We start from the raw sequence: 23,869 nt of genomic DNA, 5'->3' as shown, positions 1-23,869 counted from the left end.
CTCACAGGCCGGGACAGTCCTTAGGATTCAGCACATGTCTGACGCGCGCGCGGTGAACGTCCCCGAGAAGCCAGCCCTCGAGGGCCTCGAGGCGAAGTGGTCGGCACAGTGGCAGGCCGACGACACGTACGCCTTCGACCGCACCCAGCCGCGCGAGAACGTCTATTCGATCGACACTCCCCCGCCGACCGTCTCCGGTTCGCTGCACGTGGGACACGTGTTCTCCTACACGCACCCGGACGTCATCGCCCGCTTCCAGCGGATGCGCGGCAAGGCCGTCTTCTACCCGATCGGCTGGGACGACAACGGTCTGCCGACCGAGCGCCGGGTGCAGAACTACTTCGGCGTCCGCTGCGACCCGACGCTGCCGTACGACCCGGACTTCACCCCGCCGGCCACGGTTGACCCGAAGGCTCAGCAGATCCCGATCTCGCGACCGAACTTCATTGAGTTGTGTGCCCAGTTGGTCGAGGAGGACGAGAAGGTCTTCGAGTCGCTCTGGCGCACTCTGGGCGTCTCGTACGACTGGTCCTACCAGTACACGACGATCGGCCGGACAGCCCAGACCGCCAGCCAACGCGCCTTCCTGCGCAACTTCTCCCGCGGGGAGGCGTACCTGCAGGAGGCGCCGACGCTGTGGGACGTCACCTTCCAGACAGCCGTCGCCCAGGCCGAGCTCGAGGCTCGCGAGTACCCGGGGGCGTATCACCGGGTCGCCTTCCACCAGGCCGACGGCACCCCGATCTTCATCGAGACGACCCGTCCCGAATTGATCGTCTCGGTCGTCGCACTGATCGCGCACCCCGACGACGAGCGCTACCAGCCCCTCTTTGGTACGACGGTCACCTCGCCGATCTTCGGAGTCGAGGTCCCGGTGCTCGCCCACCCGGCCGCCGAGCCCGACAAGGGCGCCGGCATCGCGATGTCCTGCACCTTCGGCGACCTGACCGATGTCCAGTGGTGGCGTGAGTTGCAGTTGCCGGTGCGTACGGTCATCGGCCGCGACGGTCGCTTCTCGGGCGAGACCCCCGGATGGGTGACGTCCACCGACGGCGTGGCGGCGTACGAGGACCTCAAGGGCAAGACCGCGCACTCGGCCCGCGAGGCGACGGTTGCCAAACTGCGCGAGACCGGCGACCTGGATGGCGAGCCGAAGCCGACGCAGCGCATGGCGAACTTCTTCGAGAAGGGCGACAAACCGCTCGAGATCGTGGCGACCCGTCAGTGGTATATCACCAACGGCGGTCGCAACGCCGACCTGCGCGCGGATCTGGTGGCCGACGGCGGCAAGCTCACCTGGCTGCCGGAGCACATGAAACACCGCTACGACAACTGGGTCAGCGGCCTCAACGGCGACTGGCTGATCAGTCGCCAGCGCTACTTCGGCATCCCGTTCCCGATCTGGTACGCCCTGGACGCCGATGGCGAGCCGAACTACGCCACCCCGCTCGTGCCGACCGAGGCGGAGCTCCCGGTCGATCCGTCGACCGACGTGCCGGCTGGCTACACAGCCGACCAGCGCGGCGTCCCCGGTGGTTTCATCGGCGACCCGGACGTGATGGACACCTGGGCCACCTCGTCGCTGACGCCTCAACTCGCAGGCGGCTGGGAGACCGACCCGGACCTGTTTGCGCGGGTCTTCCCGATGGACCTGTGCACCCAGGGCCACGACATCATCCGGACCTGGCTCTTCAGTCGGGTCGTGCGTTCGCACCTCGAACACGGCGTGGTGCCGTGGTCGCACGCGATGCTCTCCGGCTGGATCCTCGACCCGGACCGCAAGAAGATGTCGAAGTCCAAGGGCAACGTCGTCGTCCCGACGGAGATCCTCGAGAAGTACGGCGCGGACGCCGTCCGTTGGCGCGCAGCGATGACTCGTTCCGGCCTGGACTCGCCGTTCGACGAGACCCAGATGAAGGTCGGCCGACGGCTCGCGCTCAAGGTCCTCAACGCAGCTCGATTCGTCCTCGACGACGAGTTCGGTGTCGGCGCTCGTACGCTCGACCCGGCGGCGATCACGGAGCCGATCGACCTCGCCCTGCTGGGTGATCTCGCGGTCGTCGTGGCCAAGGCAACCGAGGCGTTCGAGGCGTACGACTACACGACCGCGCTCGAGATCGCGGAGAGGTTCTTCTGGGCCTTCTGCGACGATTACCTCGAACTCGTCAAGGAGCGCGCGTACGACCGTGACGGCACGATCGGCGCCGCGGGTCAGGCCTCGGCGAAGGCTGCCCTGGCGCAGGCGTTGCACACACTCCTACGCCTGCTGGCGCCCTTCCTGCCGTACGCCACCGAAGAGGTGTGGTCGTGGTGGCAGGACGGCTCGGTCCACCTCGCGACGTGGCCGACCGAATCGGAACTCCCATCGATCGGTGCGGACCCGACCCTCCTCGTCGGCGTGGCAGCTGCGCTCGCCGGCGTACGCGGCGCCAAGTCGACGGCCAAGGTGTCACAGCGCACGGAGGTGTCGTCAGCGGTGGTGTCCGGACCGGCTGCCCTGCTGGCCGGCGCGCAGGCTGCCGAGGGTGATCTTCGACGTACCGGCAAGATCGTCGGCTCGCTCGTCTTCGAGGCGACGGATGCCGCCGAGATCACCGTCACCGCGGAGCTCGTCCCCGCCGAGGCCTGAGCCGAAAGGTGAGGTTTTCACCGCCGAAAGGTGAAGCAATCCGAGCCGAGAGGTGAGGATTTCCTGCCCGAGAGGTGGACCTCATCCTTCTCGAGCGGCCGCGGGCGCCGGCGGCGGAGCGGTCGGTCCTTCCGGCCTGAGCCACAGCAGCGTACGAAGAAGTCCCGGCGAACCTCACGGTTCAGCCGGGACTTCTTCACATCTCGGGCGGGATTTCCTCACCTTTCGGCGGTGAAATCCTCACCTTTCGGCGCTCAGGCTGACTTCTTCTTCTCGTCGATGAGGATGAGCTCCGGCGCACCGTCGTTCAGGATCACGTCCGCGTTGACGATCACCTTGGCGACGTCACCGCGGCTCGGGACGTCGTACATCGCGTGCAGCAGGACCTCCTCGATGATCGAGCGGAGGCCTCGTGCGCCGGTCTTGCGCTCGAGCGCTCGATCGGCGATCGCTTGAACGGCGTCCTCGGTGAACTCCAACTCGACACCGTCGAGTTCGAAGAGCTTCTGGTACTGCTTGACGAGCGCGTTGCGCGGCTCCACCAGGATCTGCACGAGCGCAGCCTGGTCGAGGGGCGACACGCTCGCGATCAGCGGCAGGCGGCCGATGAACTCCGGGATCAGGCCGAAGTTGACCAGGTCCTCGGGCCGGACCTGCGCCAGCAGATCATCGCCACCGGGCTCGCCCCAGGCATTCGTCTCGATCCCGAAGCCGAGCGTCTTCTTGCTCGCCCGCTTCTCGATGATCTTCTCCAGCCCCGCGAAGGCACCACCCACGATGAACAGCACGTTCGTGGTGTCGATCTGGATGAACTCCTGGTGCGGGTGCTTGCGACCGCCCTGCGGCGGGACGGACGCGGTCGTTCCTTCGATGATCTTCAGTAGTGCCTGCTGCACACCCTCGCCGGACACGTCGCGCGTGATCGACGGGTTCTCCGCCTTGCGGGCGACCTTGTCGATCTCGTCGATGTAGATGATCCCGGTCTCGGCCTTCTTGACGTCGTAGTCAGCAGCCTGGATCAGCTTGAGCAGGATGTTCTCGACGTCCTCACCGACATAGCCGGCTTCGGTGAGCGCCGTGGCGTCCGCGATCGCGAACGGCACATTGAGCATCCGCGCGAGCGTCTGTGCCAGGTACGTCTTGCCGCAACCGGTCGGGCCGATCACGAGGATGTTCGACTTCGCGACCTCGACCTGCTCGTCCTTGGAGTGCTTGCCGGAGACATGCTGCGGCTGAAGCCCGGCCTGGACGCGCTTGTAGTGGTTGTACACCGCGACTGCGAGCGACTTCTTCGCCTGCTCCTGGCCGATCACGTACGCGTTCAGGAACTCGAAGATCTCCTTCGGCTTCGGCAGCTCGCCCAAGCCCACCTCGGAGCCCTCGGCGAGCTCCTCCTCGATGATCTCGTTGCACAGATCGATGCACTCGTCACAGATGTAGACACCCGGACCAGCGATGAGCTTCTTGACCTGCTTCTGGCTCTTGCCGCAGAAGGAGCATTTGAGCAGGTCTGCACCGTCAGAGATGCGAGCCATGCGTTCCTCCTAGATCGTGGTGGCCGGAGTGCGAGTCCGACGATTCCGAACGTACTCCGAAAAGTCCGATCGGTGTGGGAGATGGAGCCCGGGATCAGGCCAGGACTGGAGTCTTGAGCGAAGTGAGTACGGCGTCGACGATGCCGTACTCCACAGCCTGCTCGGCGGTGAGGATCTTGTCGCGCTCGATGTCGTGCGAGACCTCCTCGATCGTCTTGCCGCTGTGGTCGCTGATCATCTTCTCCAGCAGATCACGCATGCGAAGGATCTCGTTGGCCTGGATCTCGATGTCGGTCGTCTGGCCGAAGGTGCCCTCGGTGTACGGCTGGTGGATCAGGATCCGGCTGTTCGGCAGAGCCAGTCGCTTGCCCTTGGCGCCGGAGGCGAGCAGGACCGCGGCCGCAGACGCGGCCTGACCCATGCACACCGTCTGGACGTCCGGCTTGATGAACTGGATCGTGTCGTAGATCGCGGTCAGCGCCGTGAACGAGCCGCCCGGGGAGTTGATGTAGATGCTGATGTCCTGATCGGGGTTCATCGACTGCAGGCACAGCAGCTGGGCGATCACCGCGTTGGCGACGTCGTCACTGATCGGGGTGCCGAGGTAGATGATCCGCTCCTCGAACAACTTCGCGTACGGGTCGATCCGGCGGAAGCCGTACGAAGTGCGCTCTTCCCACTGCGGGATGTAGTAGTTCATGTCAGTGTCCTTAGATCATCGCTTCGCGGGAGCTGGCAACCACGTGGTCGACCAAGCCGTACGCCTTCGCCTCGTCGGCCGAGAACCAGCGGTCGCGCTCGGCATCGGCGCGTACCTGCTCGACGTCCTTGCCGGCACGCTGGGCGATCAACTCGATCAGCGTCGACTTCAGCTTCTTGGACTCCTCGGCCTGGATCTTGATGTCCGAGGCGGACCCGCCGATGCCCGACGAGGTCTGGTGCATCATGATCCGGCTGTGCGGCAGCGCGAAGCGCTTGCCCGGAGCACCCGCGCAGAGCAGGAACTGACCCATCGACGCGGCCATGCCCACCGAGATCGTGACGACGTCGTTGGGGATGTAGTTCATCGTGTCGTAGACCATCATCCCGGCGTCCACGGAACCGCCCGGTGAGTGGATGTGGAGGTAGATGTCGGCCTCCGGGTCCGCCGCGGAGAGCAGCAGGAGCTGCTTGTGCAGCTTCATGGTGTTCTCATCGCGCACCTCCCCGGCGAGGAAGACGATGCGCTCCTTGAGCAGACGGTTGTCGAGATCCTCTTCGAGGAAGGCAGCGGATGCAGTCACGCGGTCGAGATTAGCCTCAGCAACCCCCAAAACCAGGGCGTCGGGACGCCTGTTCGCCGACAGCGGATTTTCCGTCGACCCGGGGCGGGTCCCAGATGGCCCTACGCGCTCGGGCCGCCGAACCACCCACTGCGTCGGCCGTACCAGACCAACCCGATGATCGCGCCGAAGTTCAGCCCGATGCCGTACACCCAGAACGTCCACGTCGCGGAGATGACGTGATTGACCAGGAAGCTGAAGTTCTGGCCGAAGAAGCCGGTGAGGAAGGTGAGCGGCAGGAAAACCGTCGCGATGATCGTCAGTTGCTTCATGATCACGTTCATCCGGTTCGAGACCATCGAGATGTGCGTGTCGACCGCACCACTGACCAGATCGCGGTAGGAGTCGACCATGTCACTGATCCGGATCAGGTGGTCGTAGAGGTCCCGGAAATAGCGCAGGTCCTCATCGGTCATCCCCTCGAGGGTGTCGACGCCGCTGAGCACGCGCGCCATCAGGTCGCGCTGCGGAGTGATGGTCTTGCGATAGGTCACCAGCCGCCGCTTCAGCCCGAAGAGTTCACCGAGTTGGTCCTGGGTCGGCGCCTTGAGAATCGCGTCCTCGAGCTCGTCGATGCGCTCGTCGAGCTCGGCCAGCCTGGGGAAGAAGCTGTCCACCAGTGCGTCCAGCATCAGGTAGACGGCGGTGACCGATGGCGCCGACGTCAGTTTCGGCGGGTGCATCTCCAGCCGCCGGTGCACCTCGGCGAACAAGGCCTCGCAGTCCGCACCGACGGTCACGACGTACTGAGCCGTGAAGAAGATGTGCACCTCGGCGAGATCGCCCTGCGTGTTCACCCCGTGAGCCACCCAGAAGGTGTACCCGTCGTACTGGTCGATCTTGGGGCGCTGGCCACCGCGTACGGCGTCCTCGACCGCAAGGGGGTGGAAGCCGAAGGTCTGCCGCAGGAGGTCCGTGTCGTCGTCGCCGTCGAGCGAGAGCCAGAAGAACTCCCCGGAATCGAGCAGTTGCCTCACCCGCTCGGGCGACATCTTGGCCTCGGGGCCGCTGTGCAGATACAGGATGTCGGAGGTCACGCCCCAGATCCTGCCAAGAGTGGCTGAGAGTTTCGCGCAATCAGCGCAGCCAGCGCAGCAGCGCGTCGTGCACCGACCGATGGTTCACGAGTGGCTCCTGCGCGGTGGAGAGCACGAATCGCTCCGCACCGGGGAAGATCTCCACGACCCGGCGCCTGCTTCCGCGCCGGCCGACCTTCATCGCACCGCCCAACGCCTTGCCGAACGGGTTGTCCTGCGTGGTGACGTCATCGCCGATGAGCAGGTACGCGGCACGGTCGAGCATCGGCAGATCGGTGACCCGCTCGTCTAGGTGGACGATGCCCGAAAGGTTCGCCTCCAGGCGCGCCCCCACGAAGGTGGCGAGATCGGCGACCGCCAGATGAGGCGTCGCAAGAGCGATGACCTCGGTGACCAGGGAGGTCCAGGGGCGCTCCCCCATCGGCCGGATGGCGGAGCCCGTACGCACAGCAAGACCGCCGTCGCCGTGGGCCAGAAGCACCACCCGGGAGACCGGAACCGGCCAGTGGTCGATGACTTGTTGGATGAGCGCGCCAAGGGCGACGCCCGCATCCATGACCTCGCCGCTGTCGTTGCGGAGCATGACAGGCGTCCAGTTGTTCACCGCCGCGACGCGGTCGGCGTACGAGCCGCCCATGCGCTCGGCACCCTTGCTCCAGATCTTCTCGTCCTCGCCTGCGGCAGGGATGCAGATCAGGAGTCGATCGCTGGCCTTCGGGAAGGCGTCGGCGAGATCATCGGAGGTGATGGCGACATCGTGACCGTTGATCCGTACCGCGAAGCCGCGGCGCACCGCTCGGCCGGTGGCGGGACCGGCAAGGCGGGCGACCTGCTTGGTCAGCGGTCCGGACAGCGCATCCGGGATCCGATCCATCACGGGTGCAGCGAGCCGCTCAGCAACCGGAAGCATCGCGTCGACGGCCTGTGCGGCCGCCTTCTCGACCACCGGTGCCGCGGCGGACACGGCCTGGCTGACGGCCTTCTCCACGATCGGGGCGGCTGCAGCGAACGTGGAGCGCGCGGTCGTGGTGACAACCTTGACGACCGGCTTCGGCACGGGCTTCGTCGTCATGCCAGCCAGACGGCGGGCGATGTTGATCAGCCGACGTCGCGGGGTGGTGCGCTCAACCCTCGCCGCCTCGGACCGGCCGTCGGACGGGACGAGGGTGGTGGACGGCACCCGGATAGTTTCCACTGCCCCGGGCCCCGATTCAACGTCCTGGGGCCTGGTTTGGACTGTGTCGAACACCACCTAACGCAGCCAGTCCTTGAGCGCAGCGAGGATCCGCGGGTCATTGAGCAAGGTGAAATGGTGGGACCGCGCGAGGTGAAGCGTGTTCGCGGCCTCCACCCTCCGCCGCCCCCGCCGAGCCCCCAACGCCGACTGCGGCTGGACGAGCAGATCCCCCACCGCCGTCGCCACCCAACCCGACGGGCGCTCGCCGAGCGACGCCGATACGAGGCGCACTCGCACGTGATCGGGGACGGCCACGTCGTACGGAAGTCCCTTGTCCAGATCCCTGATGCCGATCGAGCGTCGCTCGAGGATGCGACCGAGGGCAGCCGTCTCGGGCAGGCGACGGAGTGCAGCACTACCGGCCGTCGCGGCCCGGGCCACGTGCGAGCCCTGGTGCGGCGTACCAAGGGTGATCAGATCGGTGACGTCGCCGACCCAGGGTGCGGCAGACATCGCGGTGGCGGTACGCATGACCAGCCCGCCCTGAGAATGGCCCACCAGCGCGATCCGCTCGATATCGACCGGCCAGTGGGCGTGCACCCGATCCATCAGATGGTCGAAAGTCCCGGCGTTGGTCGCCACCGGGAGGCCGCTGTTCGCACGTAGCATCAACACGGTCCAGCCGGACGCGGTCAGTTCCTCGGCGTACGTGGTGCCGAGGCGGTCACGATGGGCTGACCATGCGGACTCGTCCTCGCACAGTCCGTGCAGGAAGACCGCGACCCTGCCTGTTGCCGCCGGGAAGGCGGTACGGAGGTCGGTCCAGGTGAGGTCGCGGCCGTCGAGGCGTACGGCCATCTGGATGCCCAGAGCCGGGCGGTCAGCGGCCAACTCGTCGCCGATGAGTCCGTTGACGGCCGCATTGACGAATCGGCCGCTCGCGTGTCCTTCGAGTCGCGGCCCGATGCCGGTGGACGCCACGGCACCGAGACCCCTGCTCGCACCGCGGAGTGAACCTCCGATGATCGCGTACACCAAGTCCGAGATGCCCGGCTGGCGCTGCTGTAGACCCGCAGCTGCTCGCAACGGCGTCGTGACGCGATCGACGAGCGCGAGATGCGTGTCGCGGACCGTGGCCACGACGAGGTCATCGGCCGTCGCCGTCAGCAGTGCCAGGCCGTCGAGCACGGTCGGAGTCGTACGCATGCGCGGACCCTAACACGCTCAGTGAACACTTGTGCACTCAATGTGATGGAGAAAACAGGACCGAAAACAGAACAGCGCCCGACCGTGAGGTCGGACGCTGTTCGAGCATTCTGAGGATCAGGCCTCGTCGCCCTCGGCGGCCAGCTCACCGATGGTGCCGTCGGGACGCAGGTTGGCCAGGTCGAGTACGTTGCCCGACTTGTCCTTGACCTCAGCGGACTCCACGATCTTGGCCAGGGCCTTGCCGCGCAGCACCTCGCCGATGATCTCCGGCACGTGATGCGGGTGCTCGGAGAGGTGGTTCGCGTACTCCTGCGGGTCCTGACCGGCCTGCTGAGCCCGACGGATGATGCCCTGCGAGAGCTCGGCCTGGGTGGGCTCGAAGCCCTCCTTCTTGACGATCTCGTCGAGGATCATCTGGGCGGCGATCGAGTCGCGCGTACGGCGCTCGAGGTCGGCTTCGAACTCCTCGACGGTCTGCTTCTCGTCCTCGAGGTAGTTCGTCAGCGTCAGGCCGGCGTACGCGAGCTGCTGCTCGAGCATCTGGCGGCGGCCGTTGAGCTCGTCGGTGACGATGCCCTCCGGGAGCGGGATGTCGAGCTGGTCGAGGAGGACCTGCAGGACCGCGTCGCGGGCCTCGGCGGCCTGCTCGAGGCGCTTGCCGCGGCCGAGGCGCTCCTTGACGTCACCCTTGAACTCGTCAAGCGTGTCGAACTCCGAGGCCATCTGCGCGAACTCGTCGTCCAGCGCCGGGAGCTCCTGCTCCTGGACCTGGGTGACGGTGACCTTGATGTCGACGTCCTCGCCGATCAGGTCGCCACCGACCAGCTGGCTGGTGAAGTCCTTCGAGTCGCCGGCGCTCAGGCCGGTGACCGCGGCGTCGATGCCGGGGACCAGACCGTCGGTGCCGACCTTGTAGCTCAGCCCGGTGGCCTCAGCGTTCTCGATCGCCTCGCCGTCCTTGGTGGCCAGCAGGTCGAGCACCACGAAATCGCCCTCAGCGGCGGCGCGCTCGACGTCCTTCAGGGTGCCGAAGCGCTCGCGCATGGCGTCGAGCTGGGTGTCGACGTCCTCGTCGCTGACGACGGCGTCGGCGACCTCGGCCTTGAGACCCTCGTACGCGGGCAGGTCGAACTGCGGCTTCACGTCCACCTCGGCGGTGAACTCGAGTACGTCGTTGTCCTCGAACTTGGTCACGTCGATGTCCGGCTGCGCCAGCGGCTGCAGGTCGTTCTCGGCGAGGGCGTTGGTGTACGCCTCCGGCAGGACCTCGTTGATGGCCTGGTCGAGGACGGCCTCACGGCCGACCTGGCGGTCGATGACCTGCGGCGGAACCTTGCCGCGGCGGAAGCCGGGGACGTTCACCTGCTGCGCGATCGTCTTGTAGGCCTTGTCCAGGCTCGGCTTGATCTCGTCGAAGGGAACCTCGACGGTCAGCTTCACGCGGGTCGGGCTCAGGGTCTCGACGACGCTCTTCACAGGTTCTCCTCGGTGCGGCTCGTACGTCCTCCGCGCCCCGAGTGGGCGCTGGGCTCGGACCGCGCAAGCCTACTTCGGTGCGTACGCGCGACCGAATCCGAGCCGTGGCCGTGGACGGCCTCGGATCACACCGCACGTCCGATGGTCGGGCTGACAGGATTTGAACCTGCGACATCCTGCTCCCAAAGCAGGCGCGCTACCAAGCTGCGCTACAGCCCGCGAGACCACTCACGTCGCCGTGTGCAGCCCAACTCGGGCGAGTGTAGTGAGCGGCCCCGGAGCCTGCTAAACGGCCCGGCTACAGCAGGCCGGCATCGTGGACACAGATGGCGATCTGGACGCGATTGGTCGTCGACAGTTTCTCGAACAGCCGGGACACATGCGCCTTGACCGTGGGGATGGACAGGTAGAGCTCACGCGCGATCTCCGAGTTCGACAGCCCGCGGGCCACCGCCAACGCCACCTCCAGCTCTCGCTCCGTCAGCGCCGCGAGCCGCTGCTCGGCCTCGCCGGCGCGCGGACTGTCCACCCTCGCGCGTACCTCGCGGATCAGGCTGGCTACCGCGGACGGTGACAGCATCGCGTCGCCATCGGCGACCTTGAGGATGGCAGCAACGATCTCGGCCGGCGGGGTGTCCTTGAGCAGGAAGCCATCAGCCCCAGCAGCAACCGCCTCGACCACGTATGCGTCGGCGTCGAAGGTCGTCAGCACGATGATCCGGGGCGGTACCGCGTCGGCATGCAGGATGCGCGTGGCCTCCAGCCCGTTGAGCACCGGCATCCGGATGTCCATGAGCACCACATCCGGGCGCAGTGCACGTGCCTGATCGACGCCCGCCCGACCATTGGCTGCTTCGCCGACAACCTCGAGGTCGCGCTGTCCACCGAACATCAACGCAAGCGCCGACCGGACCAAGGGGTCGTCATCGACGAGGAGCACGCGAATCGTCACGACCTGATCACGTCTCCCACGGTATCCACGCCGTCAGTACGAATGCGTCCGCCTCGCGGCGATGCGTCAACCGGCCGCCGCTCAGGGCGGCCCGCTCGGCGAGCCCGACGAGTCCGAGGCCCGACCCGGGCGCCGCGGACACAGTCGCAAAGCCGAGGGCATTCCGAATCTCGACCGAGACGCCGTCGGCCCGCGAGCCGGTGAGCACCACGCGTACGACTGCCCGCGGGGCGTGTTTGCGAGCGTTGGTCAGGCCTTCCTGAACGATCCGGTAGACCGTCCGACCGACGGAATCGGGCACGTCAGACGACCGCGTGACCTCATCCACGCACTCGATCGACATCCCGCTGCTCACAGCGTCGTCGACCAAGGCGGCGATGTCCCGGTACGTCGGTTGCGGTGCATCGGCGGGTGCGCCCGTCTCGGGATCGCGCAGCACCCCCAACACGGACCGCAGCTCATCCAGCGCGTGATTGGCCTGGGACTGGATCAGCGCGATGCCGGACCTCAACTGTTCAGCGGTGAGGTCGTCCCGAAAGGCCATCGCGCCTGCATGCATCGAGACCTGCGAGATCCGATGAGCCAGTACGTCGTGCATCTCGCGCGCGATGCGCGACCGCTCGGTGACCCGGGCGTTGGACTCGCGCAACTCATGCTCGGCCTCGGCGCTCGCCACCCGAGCCCTCAGCGTCCACAACAGCTCTCGCCGGGACCCCAGGTACATCCCCCAGCCGAGCGCGCCGGCACAGAAGATGACGTTGCCGAGGATCTCCAACACCACCGGCTGGTTGGGGGACTCCTTCTGGTTCCCTGAACTGGTCGACACAAAGAGGCCGTGATGGCCATCGATCGTCTGCGTGTCCGCGTACGCCTGGCTTGCGATGACCATCAGGGCACCGAGGAGGACGATCTGGCCGAAGTTCCGCCGCGCGGCGAACGACACCGCAGCCAGGATGGCCGGGCCTGTCGCGAGAGCGGAGACCGACAACAGGGCGGCGAGCGCCAGCGCGATCGCGAGCGGATGGCGACGCCGGAATCCGCACAGGACGAAGGCACCGATCCCGGCCGCGAGATCGATCCAGAACAGGGCGCGGTGGTGATGCCACTGGCCTGACCAGGAGGACTGCCACGCTCCGAGAGACATCAGCAGACAGAGCACGAACCGCCAGAGATGCGAGCGCATTCGTAGCGTCGGCATGTATCTCCCGGGCGTTGGCACCCGGTCACTGTAGAGCCGCTCGCCGCCCCGCCGTACCCTCCCGGAGTTCGTCGGGACCCCCTACTTTGGTCGGGGTCGGGTGTCGACCCGCGACCAATGTGTCCGCCGACCTTCGCGAGCAGACTCGTCCACATGATCAAAGTCGAACACCTCACTCAGACGTACGGGGCCTTCCGGGCGCTCAATGACGTCTCATTCGAATGCCAGCCGGGAAAGGTCACCGGATTCCTCGGCCCGAACGGCGCCGGCAAGACGACCACCATGCGGATCATGGTCGGTCTGGCCACGCCGACCTCCGGGTCGGTCACGATCGGCGGACACAGGTTCGCCGACCTTCCGAACCCGGGTCGTCACGTGGGCGTGCTCCTCGACGCGAGTGCCCAGCATGCCGGCCGCACGGGCCGCGAGGTGCTGACCGTCAGCGCACAGATGATGGGCCTGCCAGCATCGCGCATCGACGAGATGCTCGCTCTGGTCGCGCTGGACAACGAGGAGGGCGACCGCCGCGTACGCAACTACTCGCTCGGAATGCGCCAGCGCCTCGGCATCGCCAATGCGCTCCTCGGGGACCCGGCGGTCCTCATCCTCGATGAGCCGGCGAACGGCCTGGACCCGGCCGGCATCCGCTGGATGCGTGGCTTGCTCCGCAACCACGCCGAGCGCGGCGGCACGGTGCTGCTGTCGAGCCACCTCCTCAATGAGGTCGAGTTGATTGCCGATGACATCGTCATGATCGGCCGTGGCGAGATCGTTGCGCAGGGATCGCCGCAGTCACTGATGCAGGACACCGGCACCTTCGTCCGAGCGGTCGACAACACCGTGCTCGCGGCCGCACTCGACAGCGCCGGCCTCGCGATGAACGCCGTCGGGGACGGCTTCCGGGTCGACGCCGAGGCCCTGCAGATCGGCACGCTCGCCGCATCTGCGCAGATCACTCTGCTCGAACTTCGCCCCGCCGACGGCGGCCTCGAAGACCTGTTCCTCGAACTCACGGCCGGCACCCAGCGTGACGCCCTCACGGAAGGAGCGCTGGCATGAGCGCCACCGCAACCATGACCCCACTGGACTTCGACGTACGCCGGACCCCGCCGATCCCGTTCTCGCGCCTGGTCAAGGTCGAGCTGCGCAAGTCGTACGACACCCGCTCGGGGTTCTGGCTGCTGGTCAGCATGGGGCTGCTGACCAGCGTCATCTACGCGGTGCTGCTCATCGTGTCGGCGCTCGGCAAGACCACCCTGAACTACGGCGACTTCGCCGCGGCAGCCGCATTCGGCACGTCCGTGCTGCTTCCGGTGATGGGGATCCTCCTGGTGACCAGCGAATGGAGCCAACGCACCACGCTCACCACGTTCGCACTCGAGCCGAACCGAGCCCGGGTCCTGGCTGCGAAGCTCGCCACGGGCATCGTCTTGACGTTCGCGGTCGCCGCATTCGCGGTGGTCGTAGGAGCCGGCGCGAATGCGATCAACACCCTGGTGGCCGACTCGCATTCGTGGAGCTTCGGGTTCAACCATCTCGTCGGGTTCGTGATCACGCAGATCCTGACAATGCTCGGGGGCTTCGCCTTCGCCGCGCTACTACTGAACTCGCCCGCCGCGATCGTGCTGTTCTTCGTGTACCGGTTCATCGTTCCCACCATCTTCGCGATGCTCGGGAACGCGTTCGGCGGCTTCAAGGACGCGTCGGCATGGTTCGACTTCGAGTCAGCGCAGCGGCCGTTGGCTGACCTGTCACTCAGCGGTTCCGACTGGGCACACCTCCTGGTCTCCGCAACGATCTGGTTGGCGATTCCGTTCGCCTTCGGGCTGCGCCGCGTACTCCGTGCCGAGGTGAAGTAGGCCCGCCGGGAACAACCCTCCCCGGAACCTTCAACGTCCGGACGTGCACCCACCTGGGTACGCGTTCGGACGTTGCGGGTGTCCGGTCGCGAGTGTCGCCAACGGGGTCGCAGCAGTGGCCACGTCATCCAGCGTGGCGAACATCGCGCGGGCAGCAGTGCCGGTCGGGGACATCTGTTCGGCAGTGGCGAGCTCCACGGGTGACATCGGGTGGTTCGCGGCATCGAGGATCTGAGCGATCCCGGCAGCACCCCAGTTCTTGATGGTGCTGTCGAAGTCGAAGATCGGGATCTCGCTCGCACCCATGGCCGCGAGCATCCTGATGTCAGCGACGAGCGGACCGGTGGTCGTGTACGGGTTCATCCCGGTGTTGCCGAGGCTCACTTGCCCCTTCGCACCGAAGTGCGACTGCATCTCGCGGTAGTACGCGGCAACCAGGCCGGATCCCAGATCCACCGTGAAGGCGCGATACGCCTGCAGGTAGAGGGTGTCGTACCCCGAGGGTGGCATCGGCGCCATGTCGAGTCCGTCCTGCAGGGCGACGCTGCCGTTGTGCTCCAGATCGTCGAGGGCGAAGAGGATCGGGGTCCCCGAGAGCGTCAGTCCGTGTTGATGCGCCCACATGATGGTCGCCGCGTACGTGGCCGCAGCAGCGCACTGGTGGGACGGGTCGAAGTTCCCCTGGAGGAGCGACTGGAGCCCCGCTGGATTCCCGGCGGCCATCGCGGCCTGATAGATCGGCTGGTAGCCGGCGGGGAACTCCAGGTCGAGGATCGCCTGGCCGAAGTGGAGACTGTTGTCCTGTGCCCATGCGGCGAAGTCCTGGACGGCGTGCTGGATCTCGACGGCGTTGTTCTCGTTCGCGAAGGTGCCGTACGCGAGCGGCACGGTGATCCAGGCGTTGATCGGGACGTTCCTCGCGTTGGCCTCGCGTACGACCGGGATCGCGTCGGTCCGCTGGTTGACGCCGGCCATCGCGGGACCGAAGTCGGAGTGGTACTCGACGTCGTAGTCGAGGAATCCGTGCCCGGCGACCATCGCGTCCCAGACCGCCGGCGTGTATGCGCTCGTGTCACGTGGACACGAGGTGGGGTCGGCGGCACCGCACAGCGAGACAGCCTGGCCGCCCCACCAGCCGACGCGAGGGGGCGTGAAGGCGTCGGCGTGCGCCGGCGCGGCCGGAAGGCTCGTCGCTGCGATCGCGGTCAGGCTGGAGACAAACGCGGCGAGGGGAATCAGTGGTCGAATCATGACGTCTCCTTGAGAGAGTTGAAGAAGGCGCGCATGCCGGGTCCGACGCGTACGAACTCGGCCAGCGGTATCCCCGGTAGACCGAGATCCACGTAGGCGAACTCGAGGTCGCCGCCCGCCATCGAGCCTGCCTGCACGGGCGTCAGGTCACCCAGGGCGGTCGCGATGTCGTCGACCTCCCAGCACGCGTGGTGCAACCCGGGCCCGTGCTCGAACAGGAATTCCGAGTAGATGCTCTCGCCGCGCACCGGCTGGATGAGTTCGAGCTGCAACTCCCCGACGTAGCCGAGCGAGATGTGGGCGACGAAGTCGGCGGGAGCGCCGCGGTACGTACTGCCCTCCGGACCGAAATGGACCGATTCCAACCTCGTCCACCGGACGCCGGCAAGTCCCGTGGCGAGTTCCTTCTCGGCCATCTCGATGTCCTCGACAACCCACGCGAGTTGGGTCATCGGAGCGTGCGCCAGCTTCATCGCGCTCATCGGTTCACCAACTGACTGGTCAGCGCCGGCGCCATCCGGTGGAGCCCGACCAGCATCCGGTTGTACGCCGGGAAGGTGATCACGGCACGTCGCCGGCTCACACCGTCGAGGATGTACGCCGCCGCCCGGTCCGGACTCACTCGAGTGAACGGAACGCGTTCCATGGCCCTCGCGTAGTCGTACCCGCCGACGTTGATCGCGCGACCGAAGATGGCCGTGTCCACCACACCGGGGATCACGACGCTGACGTCGACACCGGTCCCCCGCGCCTCGGCACGCAGTGAGGCAGTCAGTCCGACCACGGCGTGCTTCGTCGTCGCGTACGCGACCGATCGAGCGACCGGCATGACGCCGGCGGTGCTGGCCACGTTGACGATGTGGCCGGAGCGCTGCGTACGCATGTGCAGGTAAGCCGCTCGGGTGCCGTGAATGACGCCCCACATGTTGACGTCGACCACGCGCTCCCAGGAACTGAGGTCAGTGAGTTCGAAGTCGCCTCCCACGACGATGCCGGCGTTGTTGATGAACAGGTCGATGCGGCCGTGGCGTTCGATGACGGCATCGATCGCCGCTTCGAAGGAACTGGCGTCACCCACGTCGACGGCAACCTGGTCGACGGCCGGCCCGAGCTCGCGCAGTCCCTCAGCATCGCGATCGAGGGCCACCACCTCAGCGCCCTTCGCCATCAGGGCCCGAACGAGCGCTGCACCGATCCCCGATGCAGCGCCCGTGACGACGGCGACCTGGCCGTCGAACCCAGTCATCAGATCAGCCGACCGGCCCGATGCCACAGGCCACGGCAATCGCATGGGCCGGATCGAGGGCGTTCTCGATCATGCTGAGCGGCCCGGAGTCGTACGCAAGACCGGTGTGGCCCACCGGGTCCGCGGGGCAGAGGTCCTGGACGACGATGTTCGTGACACCCGGCTCGTTGATCGCGGCCGACGTGTACGGCGTGATCGCCTCGTCGTACTTGCTGATGATGGTGGTGTACGCGATGCCCGGCTGCGCGATGGGTCCGTTGTCGAGGGCCTGCACAGCGCTCGATCCCGCCAACAGGTCGGCGCACGCGCCGCATCCGGAAGCCACCGTCGAGTTGAGGCCCACGGCCTGGATCAGAGCCGACAGACCCCACAGGGTGGTCCCATGGCTCGGGGGCGCGAGCGCGACCACGGCGTGCACCTTCGCCGCCATCCCCGGGATCATCTTCGGGACGTACTCGACCTGGAAGCCGCCCTCCGAGTGGCCGACGAGGTCGACCTTGGCGGCCCTGGTGGTGCTCATCACCTGATTGATGAAGGACGCGATCTGCTGGGAGGAGGCCGCGATGCGATCGGTGCTCACGTAGTTCAGCGAATAGACGCAGTAGCCGAGGTTGGCCAACGAGGGTCCGATGTTCGCCCAGCCGTTGTACTGGTTGCCGTTCAGCCCGTGGACGAGGACGACCGGGTACGGATGCGCGGCGGACGGCGTACACGCGACGTTGACGCCGGGCGCCGACTGCGCCGGGTCCTGTCCGGTGGCGTAGAACGTCGCCTCGTTGTATTCCATCTGCGCCTCCGAGGACGCGACAGGGTAGGTCGGCGTCGCGTGCGCAGGACCGGCGACAACACCGAGGACGACAACACCGGCGCCGGCAATTCCGGCCACTCTCTTCAACATCTGCATGGGGATCCCTTTCAGGGCTCGGGACGACGCGCGGTGGCATCTCGCTCAAACTAAGCGTTTGTTCTTAATTCCACAAGGATTGATTCTTCAATCAGAGAGACATGCTCTGTAGAATTCGCGCCATGACCCGACGCGACGGCGCTGCCCTCATCCGCGCCGCAGCGGAGAGACTGATCGCCGAGCGCGGCATCGACGTCCCGCTTCGCGACATCGCGGCTGCGGCGCATCAGCGCAACAACTCCGCGGTGCAGTATCACTTCGGCACCAGGGACCGACTGATCACGGCCATCGTCGAGGAGGGCAACGCGGCCCCGGAGGCACGCCGGCTCGAACTCCTCGCCGAGGCCGAGACGCAGGCCGGTGGCGACGAGGTGCGTACGTTGGTCGAGCTGATCGTGCGCCCGATCGCGGAGATCCCCTACGAGGGCGGCTCCACGCACTACGCACGCTTCCTGGAACAGGTACGCAACCACCCCGCAGTGCTCGGCGACACCGCGCACTGGACCCTCGAGTCGCCCGCGATGCGGATCATCATGGCGCGGCTGGATCGCGCCCTCGCGGGCACCCAGACCGCGGCACTGCGCCGGATGCGGCTCACCTCGATGGCCACGGCGATGTTCGCCCTGCTGGCCAATCGCGAACGCGAACTCGAGGCTGGCGACCTCGACGCGACCGAGGCCGAGGCGGCCACCGCGAACATCGTGGACGTGCTGGTGGCAATCCTCCGGGCGAGCCCGTCGCCCAAGGTCCTCGCAGTCGTACGCGACGCTCACTGACCGGGTCGCTGTTTGCCTCTGACCTGCGGAAACGCGGTCAGGGAGTCACACTGGAGGGGATGACGGGAATCGAACCCGCGTAATCAGTTTGGAAGACTGAGGCTCTACCATTGAGCTACATCCCCGCGCCGCCCGTCCTCGGGCAACCCGAGCATCGTGCCACATCCGGGGCGGACTCCCCCAACCGGCAACCGCACCCGCGGTTAGGGTTTGGGCCATGCGCAACAGCGAGAAGGTTCGGGCGTTCCACGACGGGATCGGCGCGATCCACCCCGACACCCCGACGATCCCCTCGGACGAGGCGTTGGCTCTGCGCGAGGCGCTGATCGACGAGGAGTACGCCGAGGTCAAAGCAGCGATCGCGGCCCTGCGTACGCACTCCGAGCCGACCGCCGAGGACCTCACCGACCTGGCATCGGAGTTGGTCGACCTCCTCTACGTCACCTACGGAGCACTGTCGGCCATGGGAGTCCCCACCGAGCAGATCTTCGGCGCCATCCACGACGCGAACATGCTGAAACTGACCGGCCCCAAGCGTGAGGACGGCAAGCAACTCAAGCCGGAAGGCTGGCAGCCCGCGGACGTACGCGGGATCATCACCGGCGCAGTGAAGTCGTGACGGAATTGCAGCGCTGAGGCAACTACTCGGCTGACGCGCGCGGTCGCAAGGAGTCCGCGTGCAAGCGGGCCAATGGGCCCGCGAGCACGGAATGACGCAGCGAACGCGCCGTCAGGCCGAGTAGTTGGGGGCGGAGACGGTCATTTCAACGTTGTGCGGGTGCGACTCCTTGAGGGAGGCCGAGGTGATCCGGATGAACTTGCCGTTCTCCTGGAGCTCGGGGATCGTCCGGCAGCCGGTGTAGAACATGGTCTGCTGCAGGCCGCCGATGAGTTGGTGCGCGACTGCTGCGAGCGAGCCCTTGTACGCCACGACGCCCTCGATGCCCTCCGGCACGATCATGTCGTCGTCGGTGACCTCAGCCTGGAAGTAGCGGTCCTTGGAGTACGACTTGCGACCACGCGAGGACATCGCCCCCATCGAGCCCATGCCGCGGTAGGCCTTGTATTGCTTGCCGTTGCGCAGGATGGTGTCGCCAGGAGTTTCCTCGGTGCCTGCGAGCAGCGAGCCGAGCATGACGGAGCTGGCTCCGGCCACAATGGCCTTGCCGATCTCGCCGGAGTACCGCAGACCACCATCCGCAATGACCGGTACGCCAGCAGGACGACAGGCGAGCGAGGCCTCGTACACCGCGGAGACCTGCGGGACACCGACGCCGGTGACGATGCGGGTGGTGCAGATCGAACCCGGTCCGACGCCGACCTTGACCGCATCCGCTCCGGCGTCGACGAACGACTGGGCTCCGGCTCGGGTCGCGACGTTGCCGCCGATGACCTGGACGTGCTTGGTGGCCGGGTCGTTCTTGAGGCGGCTGACCATGTCGAGGAGCATCCGGACGTTGCCGTGCGCGGTGTCGGCGACGAGTACGTCGACGCCGGCGTCGATCAGGGTCGTCGCACGCTCCCAGGCGTCACCGAAGTATCCGATCGCGGCACCGACGAGCAGGCGACCCTGAGCGTCCTTGGAGGCGTCCGGGAACTGCTCGGACTTCACGAAGTCCTTGACGGTGATCAGGCCGGCGAGGGCGCCGTCGGCGTCGATCAGCGGAAGGCGCTCGAGCTTGTGCTGGCGCAGCAACTCGGTGGCGGCGTCGCGACTGATGCCGGCCGAGCCCGTGATCAGCGGCGCATGGGTCATCACCTCGTCGACCTTGGTGGTCGCCCACTCCGCGACCGGGGTGAAACGGAGGTCGCGGTTGGTGATGATGCCGATGAGCTTGTTCTCGGTGTCGACGACCGGGAGGCCGGACACGCGGTACTCACCGCAGCGCTTGTCGAGTTCCTCGAGGGTCGCGTCGGCGGTGATGGTGATCGGGTTGGAGATGATGCCGGTCTGGGTCCGCTTGACCAGGTCGACCTGGTACGCCTGGTCCTCGATCGACAGGTTGCGGTGCAGTACGCCGATGCCACCCTGACGGGCCATCGCGATCGCCATCCGCGACTCGGTGACGGTGTCCATCGCCGCAGAGACCAGCGGCGTACGCAGTGAGATCTCGCGGGTCAGCTTCGACGTGGTGTCGATGTCATGGGGAGCTAGATCGGAGTATCCGGGCAGCAGCAGAACGTCGTCATAGGTCAGGCCGAGGGTGGCGAACTTGTCCGGGACGTTCATGCTGTTGGAATTCGGCGTGTTCACCATGGACCAATCTTACGGGCCCGGCGGAGACCCGAACTCCTTCACCGGCACTCGGACCGTGAGCCGATCCCCTGCCATCCGGATCCTTCCCCGCACGCCAGCCGCGAGGACCATGGGAAGAACCGCCTGATTGCCCGCATGGGTTGTGAGCAAGATCTCGTCCGCGCCGAGCCGTCTGGCCAGCCGAGCGCCCTCGACGAGCAGGTGACGACCGATGCCACGACGCTGCCAGGCGTCCTCCACACTCAGCCGCAACGGACGTACGTCGCCGTCGGGATCGGCCAGGCGCGGCTCGACGATCACCGAGCCGACGACCGATCCTCCGATCCATGCGCAGACGACCGAGTCCTCCACGACGTACTCCGGATCGGCCGCCGCGTAGCTCACCGGAGCGTCGGGACGCATACCGAGGACGTCGTTGACCAGGGAGGCCAGGGCTCCCCCTCGCGCGCGCTCGGTGGCCGTGAAGGCTGCTTCACGGTGGACCTGGACCACGACACCCGCAACGACCGTCTCGAGTACGTCACCGTCCCCGCCTGCCGACTCCGCATCAGCGTCGAAGAGCTCCGCGATGATCTCGGGGTATCCCATGGGGCGGGCGATGATCGCCCGCGCAGCTTCGGCGTAGCGGGTCGGCTGATCAGCCAGTGTCGCCTTCGTGGCCGTCTGGACGACGACGTCCGTTCCGCCCGCAGCTTCCGCGAGGACGCGTACCTCGACCGGAGACCAGCCGGACGGCGTCTCGAGGATGAACTCGTCAACCACGTCGTCGCCGCCCGGGAAGATCTGCAGCCCGAGGATGTTGACGCCGGACCCGCCGCAGCGCAGGGCGAACGCCGCCAGGGAGCCCGGCCGATCCGGCAGGGTCGTTCGTACGCGCCACAACATGACGAAATCCTGCCGCGCATTCGTTGCGGCAGGATTTCGTCGTTGTTAGCAGTTACGGATTTGTCGTCCGCCAGCCTCAGAGGTCAGTGGCCGTGACCATGTCCGTGGCCACCGTGCGCCGAATCCGGCTCCTCGTCCACGGGCTTCTCGACGATCAGCGTCTCGGTCGTGAGCAGCATGCCGGCGATCGAGACTGCGTTGATCAGCGCCGAGCGCGTGACCTTGACCGGGTCGAGTACGCCCTGCGCGACCAGGTCGCCGTACTCGCCGGTGGCGGCGTTGTAGCCGTTCCCGACTCCGGCCTCCTGGACCTTGGACACCACGACGTAGCCGTTCTCGCCACCGTTCTCGGCGATCCAGCGCAGCGGCTCGACCGCAGCCTTCGCCACGATGCGTACGCCGAGAGCCTCGTCACCGGTGAGACCGAGGTCGTCGGAGAGAACCGAGACCGCGTGCACCAGAGCCGAACCACCGCCGGGGACGATGCCCTCCTCGATCGCGGCGCGCGTCGCGGAGACGGCGTCCTCGATCCGGTGCTTCTTCTCCTTGAGCTCGACCTCGGTGTGTGCGCCGACCTTGATGACACAGACGCCGCCGGACAGCTTCGCGAGGCGCTCCTGGAGCTTCTCGGTGTCCCAGTCGGAGTCGCTGTTGGCGATCTCCTGCTGGATCTGACCGACACGAGCCTTGACGTCCGCCTCGGCACCCGCGCCGTCGACGATCGTGGTGTTGTCCTTCGACGCCACCACGCGGCGGGCACGGCCGAGCACGTCGAGACCGATCTCGCTGAGCTTGAGGCCGACCTCCTCGGAGACGACCTGGCCGCCGGTGAGGATCGCGATGTCCTGCAGGATCGCCTTGCGACGGTCACCGAAGGCCGAGGGCTTCACGACGAGCGCGTTGAAGGTGCCACGGATCTTGTTGACGACAAGCGTCGACAGAGCCTCACCCTCGACGTCCTCGGCGATGATCATCAGCGCCTTGCCGGTCTGCATGACCTTCTCGAGCACCGGGAGCAGCTCCTGGATCGAGCTGATCTTGCCCTGGTTGATCAGGATGTACGGGTCATCGAGGACCGCTTCCTGACGCTCCTGGTCGGTCACGAAGTAGGCAGAGGTGAACCCCTTGTCCCACTGCATGCCCTCGGTGAACTCGAGCTCGGTGCCGGTGGTGTTCGACTCCTCGACGGTGATGACACCGTCCTTGCCGACCTTGCTGAACGCCTCGGCCAGGATCTCGCCGATCTTCGGGTCACGCGAGGAGATGGTGGCCACGTTGGCCATGTCCTTCTCGTCGTTCACTGCGCGAGCGGCGTCCTTGAGGGCCTCGCCGACCTTGGCTGCCGCAGCGTCCATGCCGCGCTTGAGGCCGAGCGGGTTCGCGCCCGCCGCGACCGCGCGCAGACCTTCGTGGACGAGAGCCTGAGCCAGCACGGTGGCCGTGGTCGTACCGTCGCCAGCGACGTCGTTGGTCTTGGTGGCGACTTCCTTGGTCAGTTGCGCACCGAGGTTCTCGAACGGGTCGTCGAGCTCGATCTCACGAGCGACGGTCACACCGTCGTTCGTGATGGTCGGGGCGCCCCACTTCTTGTCGAGTACGACGTATCGGCCCTTCGGGCCGAGGGTCACCTTGACGGCGTTCGCGAGAGCGTCGACCCCACGCTCGAGCGAGCGACGGGCCTCCTCGTCGAACGAGATCAGCTTCGGCATCAGGCGATGACCGCGAGCACGTCGCGCGCGCTCAGCAGCAGGTACTCGACGCCGGCGTACTTGACCTCGGTGCCGCCGTACTTGCTGTAGATGATCTTGTCGCCGACGGTGACGTCGAGCGGAACGCGGTTGCCGTTGTCATCGACGCGGCCCGGACCGACAGCGAGGACTTCGCCCTCCTGCGGCTTCTCCTTGGCGGTGTCCGGGATGACCAGGCCGCTGGCGGTGGTCTGCTCGGCCTCGACCTGCTTGATCAGGATGCGGTCCTCAAGCGGCTTGATGTTGATCGACACGATGCCGACTCCTCATATGAATCAGATGTCTGGTGTTGGCACACTCCGGTCGAGAGTGCCAACAGCGACGTTAGCACTCACCCAAACCGAGTGCCAGCGGCGTACGTCCTCGAACTGACGGATGTCGGGTTTCGGCGTGACGGATGCCGGGTTT

General features: G+C 66.7%; 22 protein-coding genes and 2 tRNA genes. 5 read left to right on the top strand and 19 right to left on the bottom strand.

All coding sequences use genetic code 11. From position 1 onward, the window contains the following. The first annotated feature begins 34 nt into the window (after nucleotides 1-34). Nucleotides 35-2,629 carry a valine--tRNA ligase gene (gene valS / locus KCTC_RS11680; RefSeq protein ID WP_125569429.1) on the top strand — a complete coding sequence of 865 codons (2,595 nt, stop codon included), beginning with the start codon at nucleotides 35-37 and terminating at the stop codon, nucleotides 2,627-2,629. Nucleotides 2,630-2,883: 254 nt separating this feature from the next. Here valS and clpX read toward each other — a convergent pair whose 3' ends face one another. The 10 genes from clpX to KCTC_RS11630 all read right to left on the bottom strand — a co-directional run bounded on the left by clpX (nucleotide 2,884) and on the right by KCTC_RS11630 (nucleotide 12,520). Then, the gene (clpX, locus tag KCTC_RS11675) at nucleotides 2,884-4,164 is read right to left on the bottom strand and encodes an ATP-dependent Clp protease ATP-binding subunit ClpX (protein ID WP_125569428.1); all 1,281 of its coding nucleotides are present in this window, start codon (nucleotides 4,162-4,164) and stop codon (nucleotides 2,884-2,886) included. A 94-nt stretch (nucleotides 4,165-4,258) separates the two neighbouring features. Then, nucleotides 4,259-4,864 carry an ATP-dependent Clp protease proteolytic subunit gene (locus KCTC_RS11670; RefSeq protein ID WP_125569427.1) on the bottom strand — a complete coding sequence of 202 codons (606 nt, stop codon included), beginning with the start codon at nucleotides 4,862-4,864 and terminating at the stop codon, nucleotides 4,259-4,261. 10 nt (nucleotides 4,865-4,874) lie between these two features. Further along, complete coding sequence (locus KCTC_RS11665; RefSeq protein WP_231998711.1) at nucleotides 4,875-5,447, bottom strand: ClpP family protease; 573 nt, start codon at nucleotides 5,445-5,447, stop codon at nucleotides 4,875-4,877. A gap of 101 nt (nucleotides 5,448-5,548) precedes the next feature. Further along, nucleotides 5,549-6,523 carry a magnesium/cobalt transporter CorA gene (gene corA / locus KCTC_RS11660; RefSeq protein WP_125569426.1) on the bottom strand — a complete coding sequence of 325 codons (975 nt, stop codon included), beginning with the start codon at nucleotides 6,521-6,523 and terminating at the stop codon, nucleotides 5,549-5,551. 40 nt (nucleotides 6,524-6,563) lie between these two features. Further along, nucleotides 6,564-7,703 carry a hypothetical protein gene (locus tag KCTC_RS11655; protein ID WP_125569425.1) on the bottom strand — a complete coding sequence of 380 codons (1,140 nt, stop codon included), beginning with the start codon at nucleotides 7,701-7,703 and terminating at the stop codon, nucleotides 6,564-6,566. A 72-nt stretch (nucleotides 7,704-7,775) separates the two neighbouring features. Further along, nucleotides 7,776-8,906, bottom strand: a complete 1,131-nt coding sequence (locus KCTC_RS11650) for an esterase/lipase family protein (RefSeq protein ID WP_125569424.1) — start codon at nucleotides 8,904-8,906, stop codon at nucleotides 7,776-7,778. A 117-nt stretch (nucleotides 8,907-9,023) separates the two neighbouring features. Further along, the gene (gene tig, locus KCTC_RS11645) at nucleotides 9,024-10,385 is read right to left on the bottom strand and encodes a trigger factor (RefSeq protein ID WP_125569423.1); all 1,362 of its coding nucleotides are present in this window, start codon (nucleotides 10,383-10,385) and stop codon (nucleotides 9,024-9,026) included. A gap of 142 nt (nucleotides 10,386-10,527) precedes the next feature. Next, nucleotides 10,528-10,604: transfer RNA gene (locus KCTC_RS11640), tRNA-Pro, on the bottom strand. Nucleotides 10,605-10,683: 79 nt separating this feature from the next. Beyond that, the gene (locus KCTC_RS11635; RefSeq protein WP_125569422.1) at nucleotides 10,684-11,337 is read right to left on the bottom strand and encodes a response regulator; all 654 of its coding nucleotides are present in this window, start codon (nucleotides 11,335-11,337) and stop codon (nucleotides 10,684-10,686) included. Between the two features lie 7 nt (nucleotides 11,338-11,344). Then, nucleotides 11,345-12,520, bottom strand: a complete 1,176-nt coding sequence (locus KCTC_RS11630) for a sensor histidine kinase (protein WP_231998710.1) — start codon at nucleotides 12,518-12,520, stop codon at nucleotides 11,345-11,347. A 168-nt stretch (nucleotides 12,521-12,688) separates the two neighbouring features. Here KCTC_RS11630 and KCTC_RS11625 point away from each other — a divergent pair, with 168 nt between their 5' ends. Further along, entirely contained in the window at nucleotides 12,689-13,594 is a 906-nt protein-coding gene (locus tag KCTC_RS11625; RefSeq protein WP_125569421.1) for an ABC transporter ATP-binding protein, read from the top strand. Further along, entirely contained in the window at nucleotides 13,591-14,394 is an 804-nt protein-coding gene (locus KCTC_RS11620) for an ABC transporter permease (RefSeq protein WP_231998709.1), read from the top strand. The genes KCTC_RS11625 and KCTC_RS11620 overlap by 4 nt, the downstream gene beginning before the upstream one ends. 30 nt (nucleotides 14,395-14,424) lie before the next feature. On the opposite strand, the gene KCTC_RS11615 is transcribed toward KCTC_RS11620, so the two are convergent. From KCTC_RS11615 to KCTC_RS11600, 4 genes are read right to left on the bottom strand one after another with little or no spacing between them, the layout of a single operon-like run. Further along, entirely contained in the window at nucleotides 14,425-15,645 is a 1,221-nt protein-coding gene (locus tag KCTC_RS11615; RefSeq protein WP_125569420.1) for a hypothetical protein, read from the bottom strand. Beyond that, nucleotides 15,642-16,127 (bottom strand): VOC family protein, encoded by a 486-nt coding sequence (locus KCTC_RS11610; protein WP_197715187.1) that lies wholly within the window; start codon nucleotides 16,125-16,127, stop codon nucleotides 15,642-15,644. Before KCTC_RS11610 ends, KCTC_RS11615 begins: the two co-directional genes overlap by 4 nt. Next, nucleotides 16,124-16,891, bottom strand: coding sequence for an SDR family NAD(P)-dependent oxidoreductase (locus tag KCTC_RS11605; RefSeq protein WP_164512583.1), 768 nt, complete (start codon nucleotides 16,889-16,891; stop codon nucleotides 16,124-16,126). The genes KCTC_RS11610 and KCTC_RS11605 overlap by 4 nt, the downstream gene beginning before the upstream one ends. 4 nt (nucleotides 16,892-16,895) lie before the next feature. Then, a complete protein-coding gene (locus KCTC_RS11600; protein ID WP_197715186.1) occupies nucleotides 16,896-17,795 on the bottom strand; it encodes an esterase/lipase family protein in 900 nt (299 codons plus the stop codon). A gap of 122 nt (nucleotides 17,796-17,917) precedes the next feature. On the opposite strand from KCTC_RS11600, the gene KCTC_RS11595 reads away from it, so the two are divergent. Beyond that, nucleotides 17,918-18,571, top strand: a complete 654-nt coding sequence (locus KCTC_RS11595; protein WP_164512582.1) for a TetR family transcriptional regulator — start codon at nucleotides 17,918-17,920, stop codon at nucleotides 18,569-18,571. A 51-nt stretch (nucleotides 18,572-18,622) separates the two neighbouring features. On the opposite strand, the gene KCTC_RS11590 is transcribed toward KCTC_RS11595, so the two are convergent. After that, nucleotides 18,623-18,696: transfer RNA gene (locus KCTC_RS11590), tRNA-Gly, on the bottom strand. A 92-nt stretch (nucleotides 18,697-18,788) separates the two neighbouring features. Between KCTC_RS11590 and KCTC_RS11585 the strand changes: the two genes are divergently transcribed. Further along, on the top strand, nucleotides 18,789-19,190 hold the full coding sequence (locus KCTC_RS11585; RefSeq protein ID WP_125569417.1) for a pyrophosphohydrolase domain-containing protein: 402 nt from the start codon (nucleotides 18,789-18,791) through the stop codon (nucleotides 19,188-19,190). Between the two features lie 111 nt (nucleotides 19,191-19,301). Here KCTC_RS11585 and guaB read toward each other — a convergent pair whose 3' ends face one another. From guaB to groES, 4 genes are all read right to left on the bottom strand, one after another. Beyond that, entirely contained in the window at nucleotides 19,302-20,801 is a 1,500-nt protein-coding gene (gene guaB / locus KCTC_RS11580; protein WP_125570143.1) for an IMP dehydrogenase, read from the bottom strand. 36 nt (nucleotides 20,802-20,837) lie between these two features. Then, entirely contained in the window at nucleotides 20,838-21,713 is an 876-nt protein-coding gene (locus tag KCTC_RS11575; RefSeq protein ID WP_125569416.1) for a GNAT family N-acetyltransferase, read from the bottom strand. An 83-nt stretch (nucleotides 21,714-21,796) separates the two neighbouring features. Further along, nucleotides 21,797-23,422 (bottom strand): chaperonin GroEL, encoded by a 1,626-nt coding sequence (groL, locus tag KCTC_RS11570; protein ID WP_125569415.1) that lies wholly within the window; start codon nucleotides 23,420-23,422, stop codon nucleotides 21,797-21,799. Next, complete coding sequence (gene groES, locus KCTC_RS11565) at nucleotides 23,422-23,715, bottom strand: co-chaperone GroES (protein ID WP_125569414.1); 294 nt, start codon at nucleotides 23,713-23,715, stop codon at nucleotides 23,422-23,424. Before groES ends, groL begins: the two co-directional genes overlap by 1 nt. Nucleotides 23,716-23,869 lie beyond the last annotated feature (154 nt).

The organism is Nocardioides baekrokdamisoli (genome assembly GCF_003945325.1).
Classification (GTDB): domain Bacteria; phylum Actinomycetota; class Actinomycetes; order Propionibacteriales; family Nocardioidaceae; genus Nocardioides; species Nocardioides baekrokdamisoli.
The sequence above is the reverse complement of the archived record's forward strand: the minus strand, read 5'-3'. Positions and strand labels throughout refer to the sequence as shown.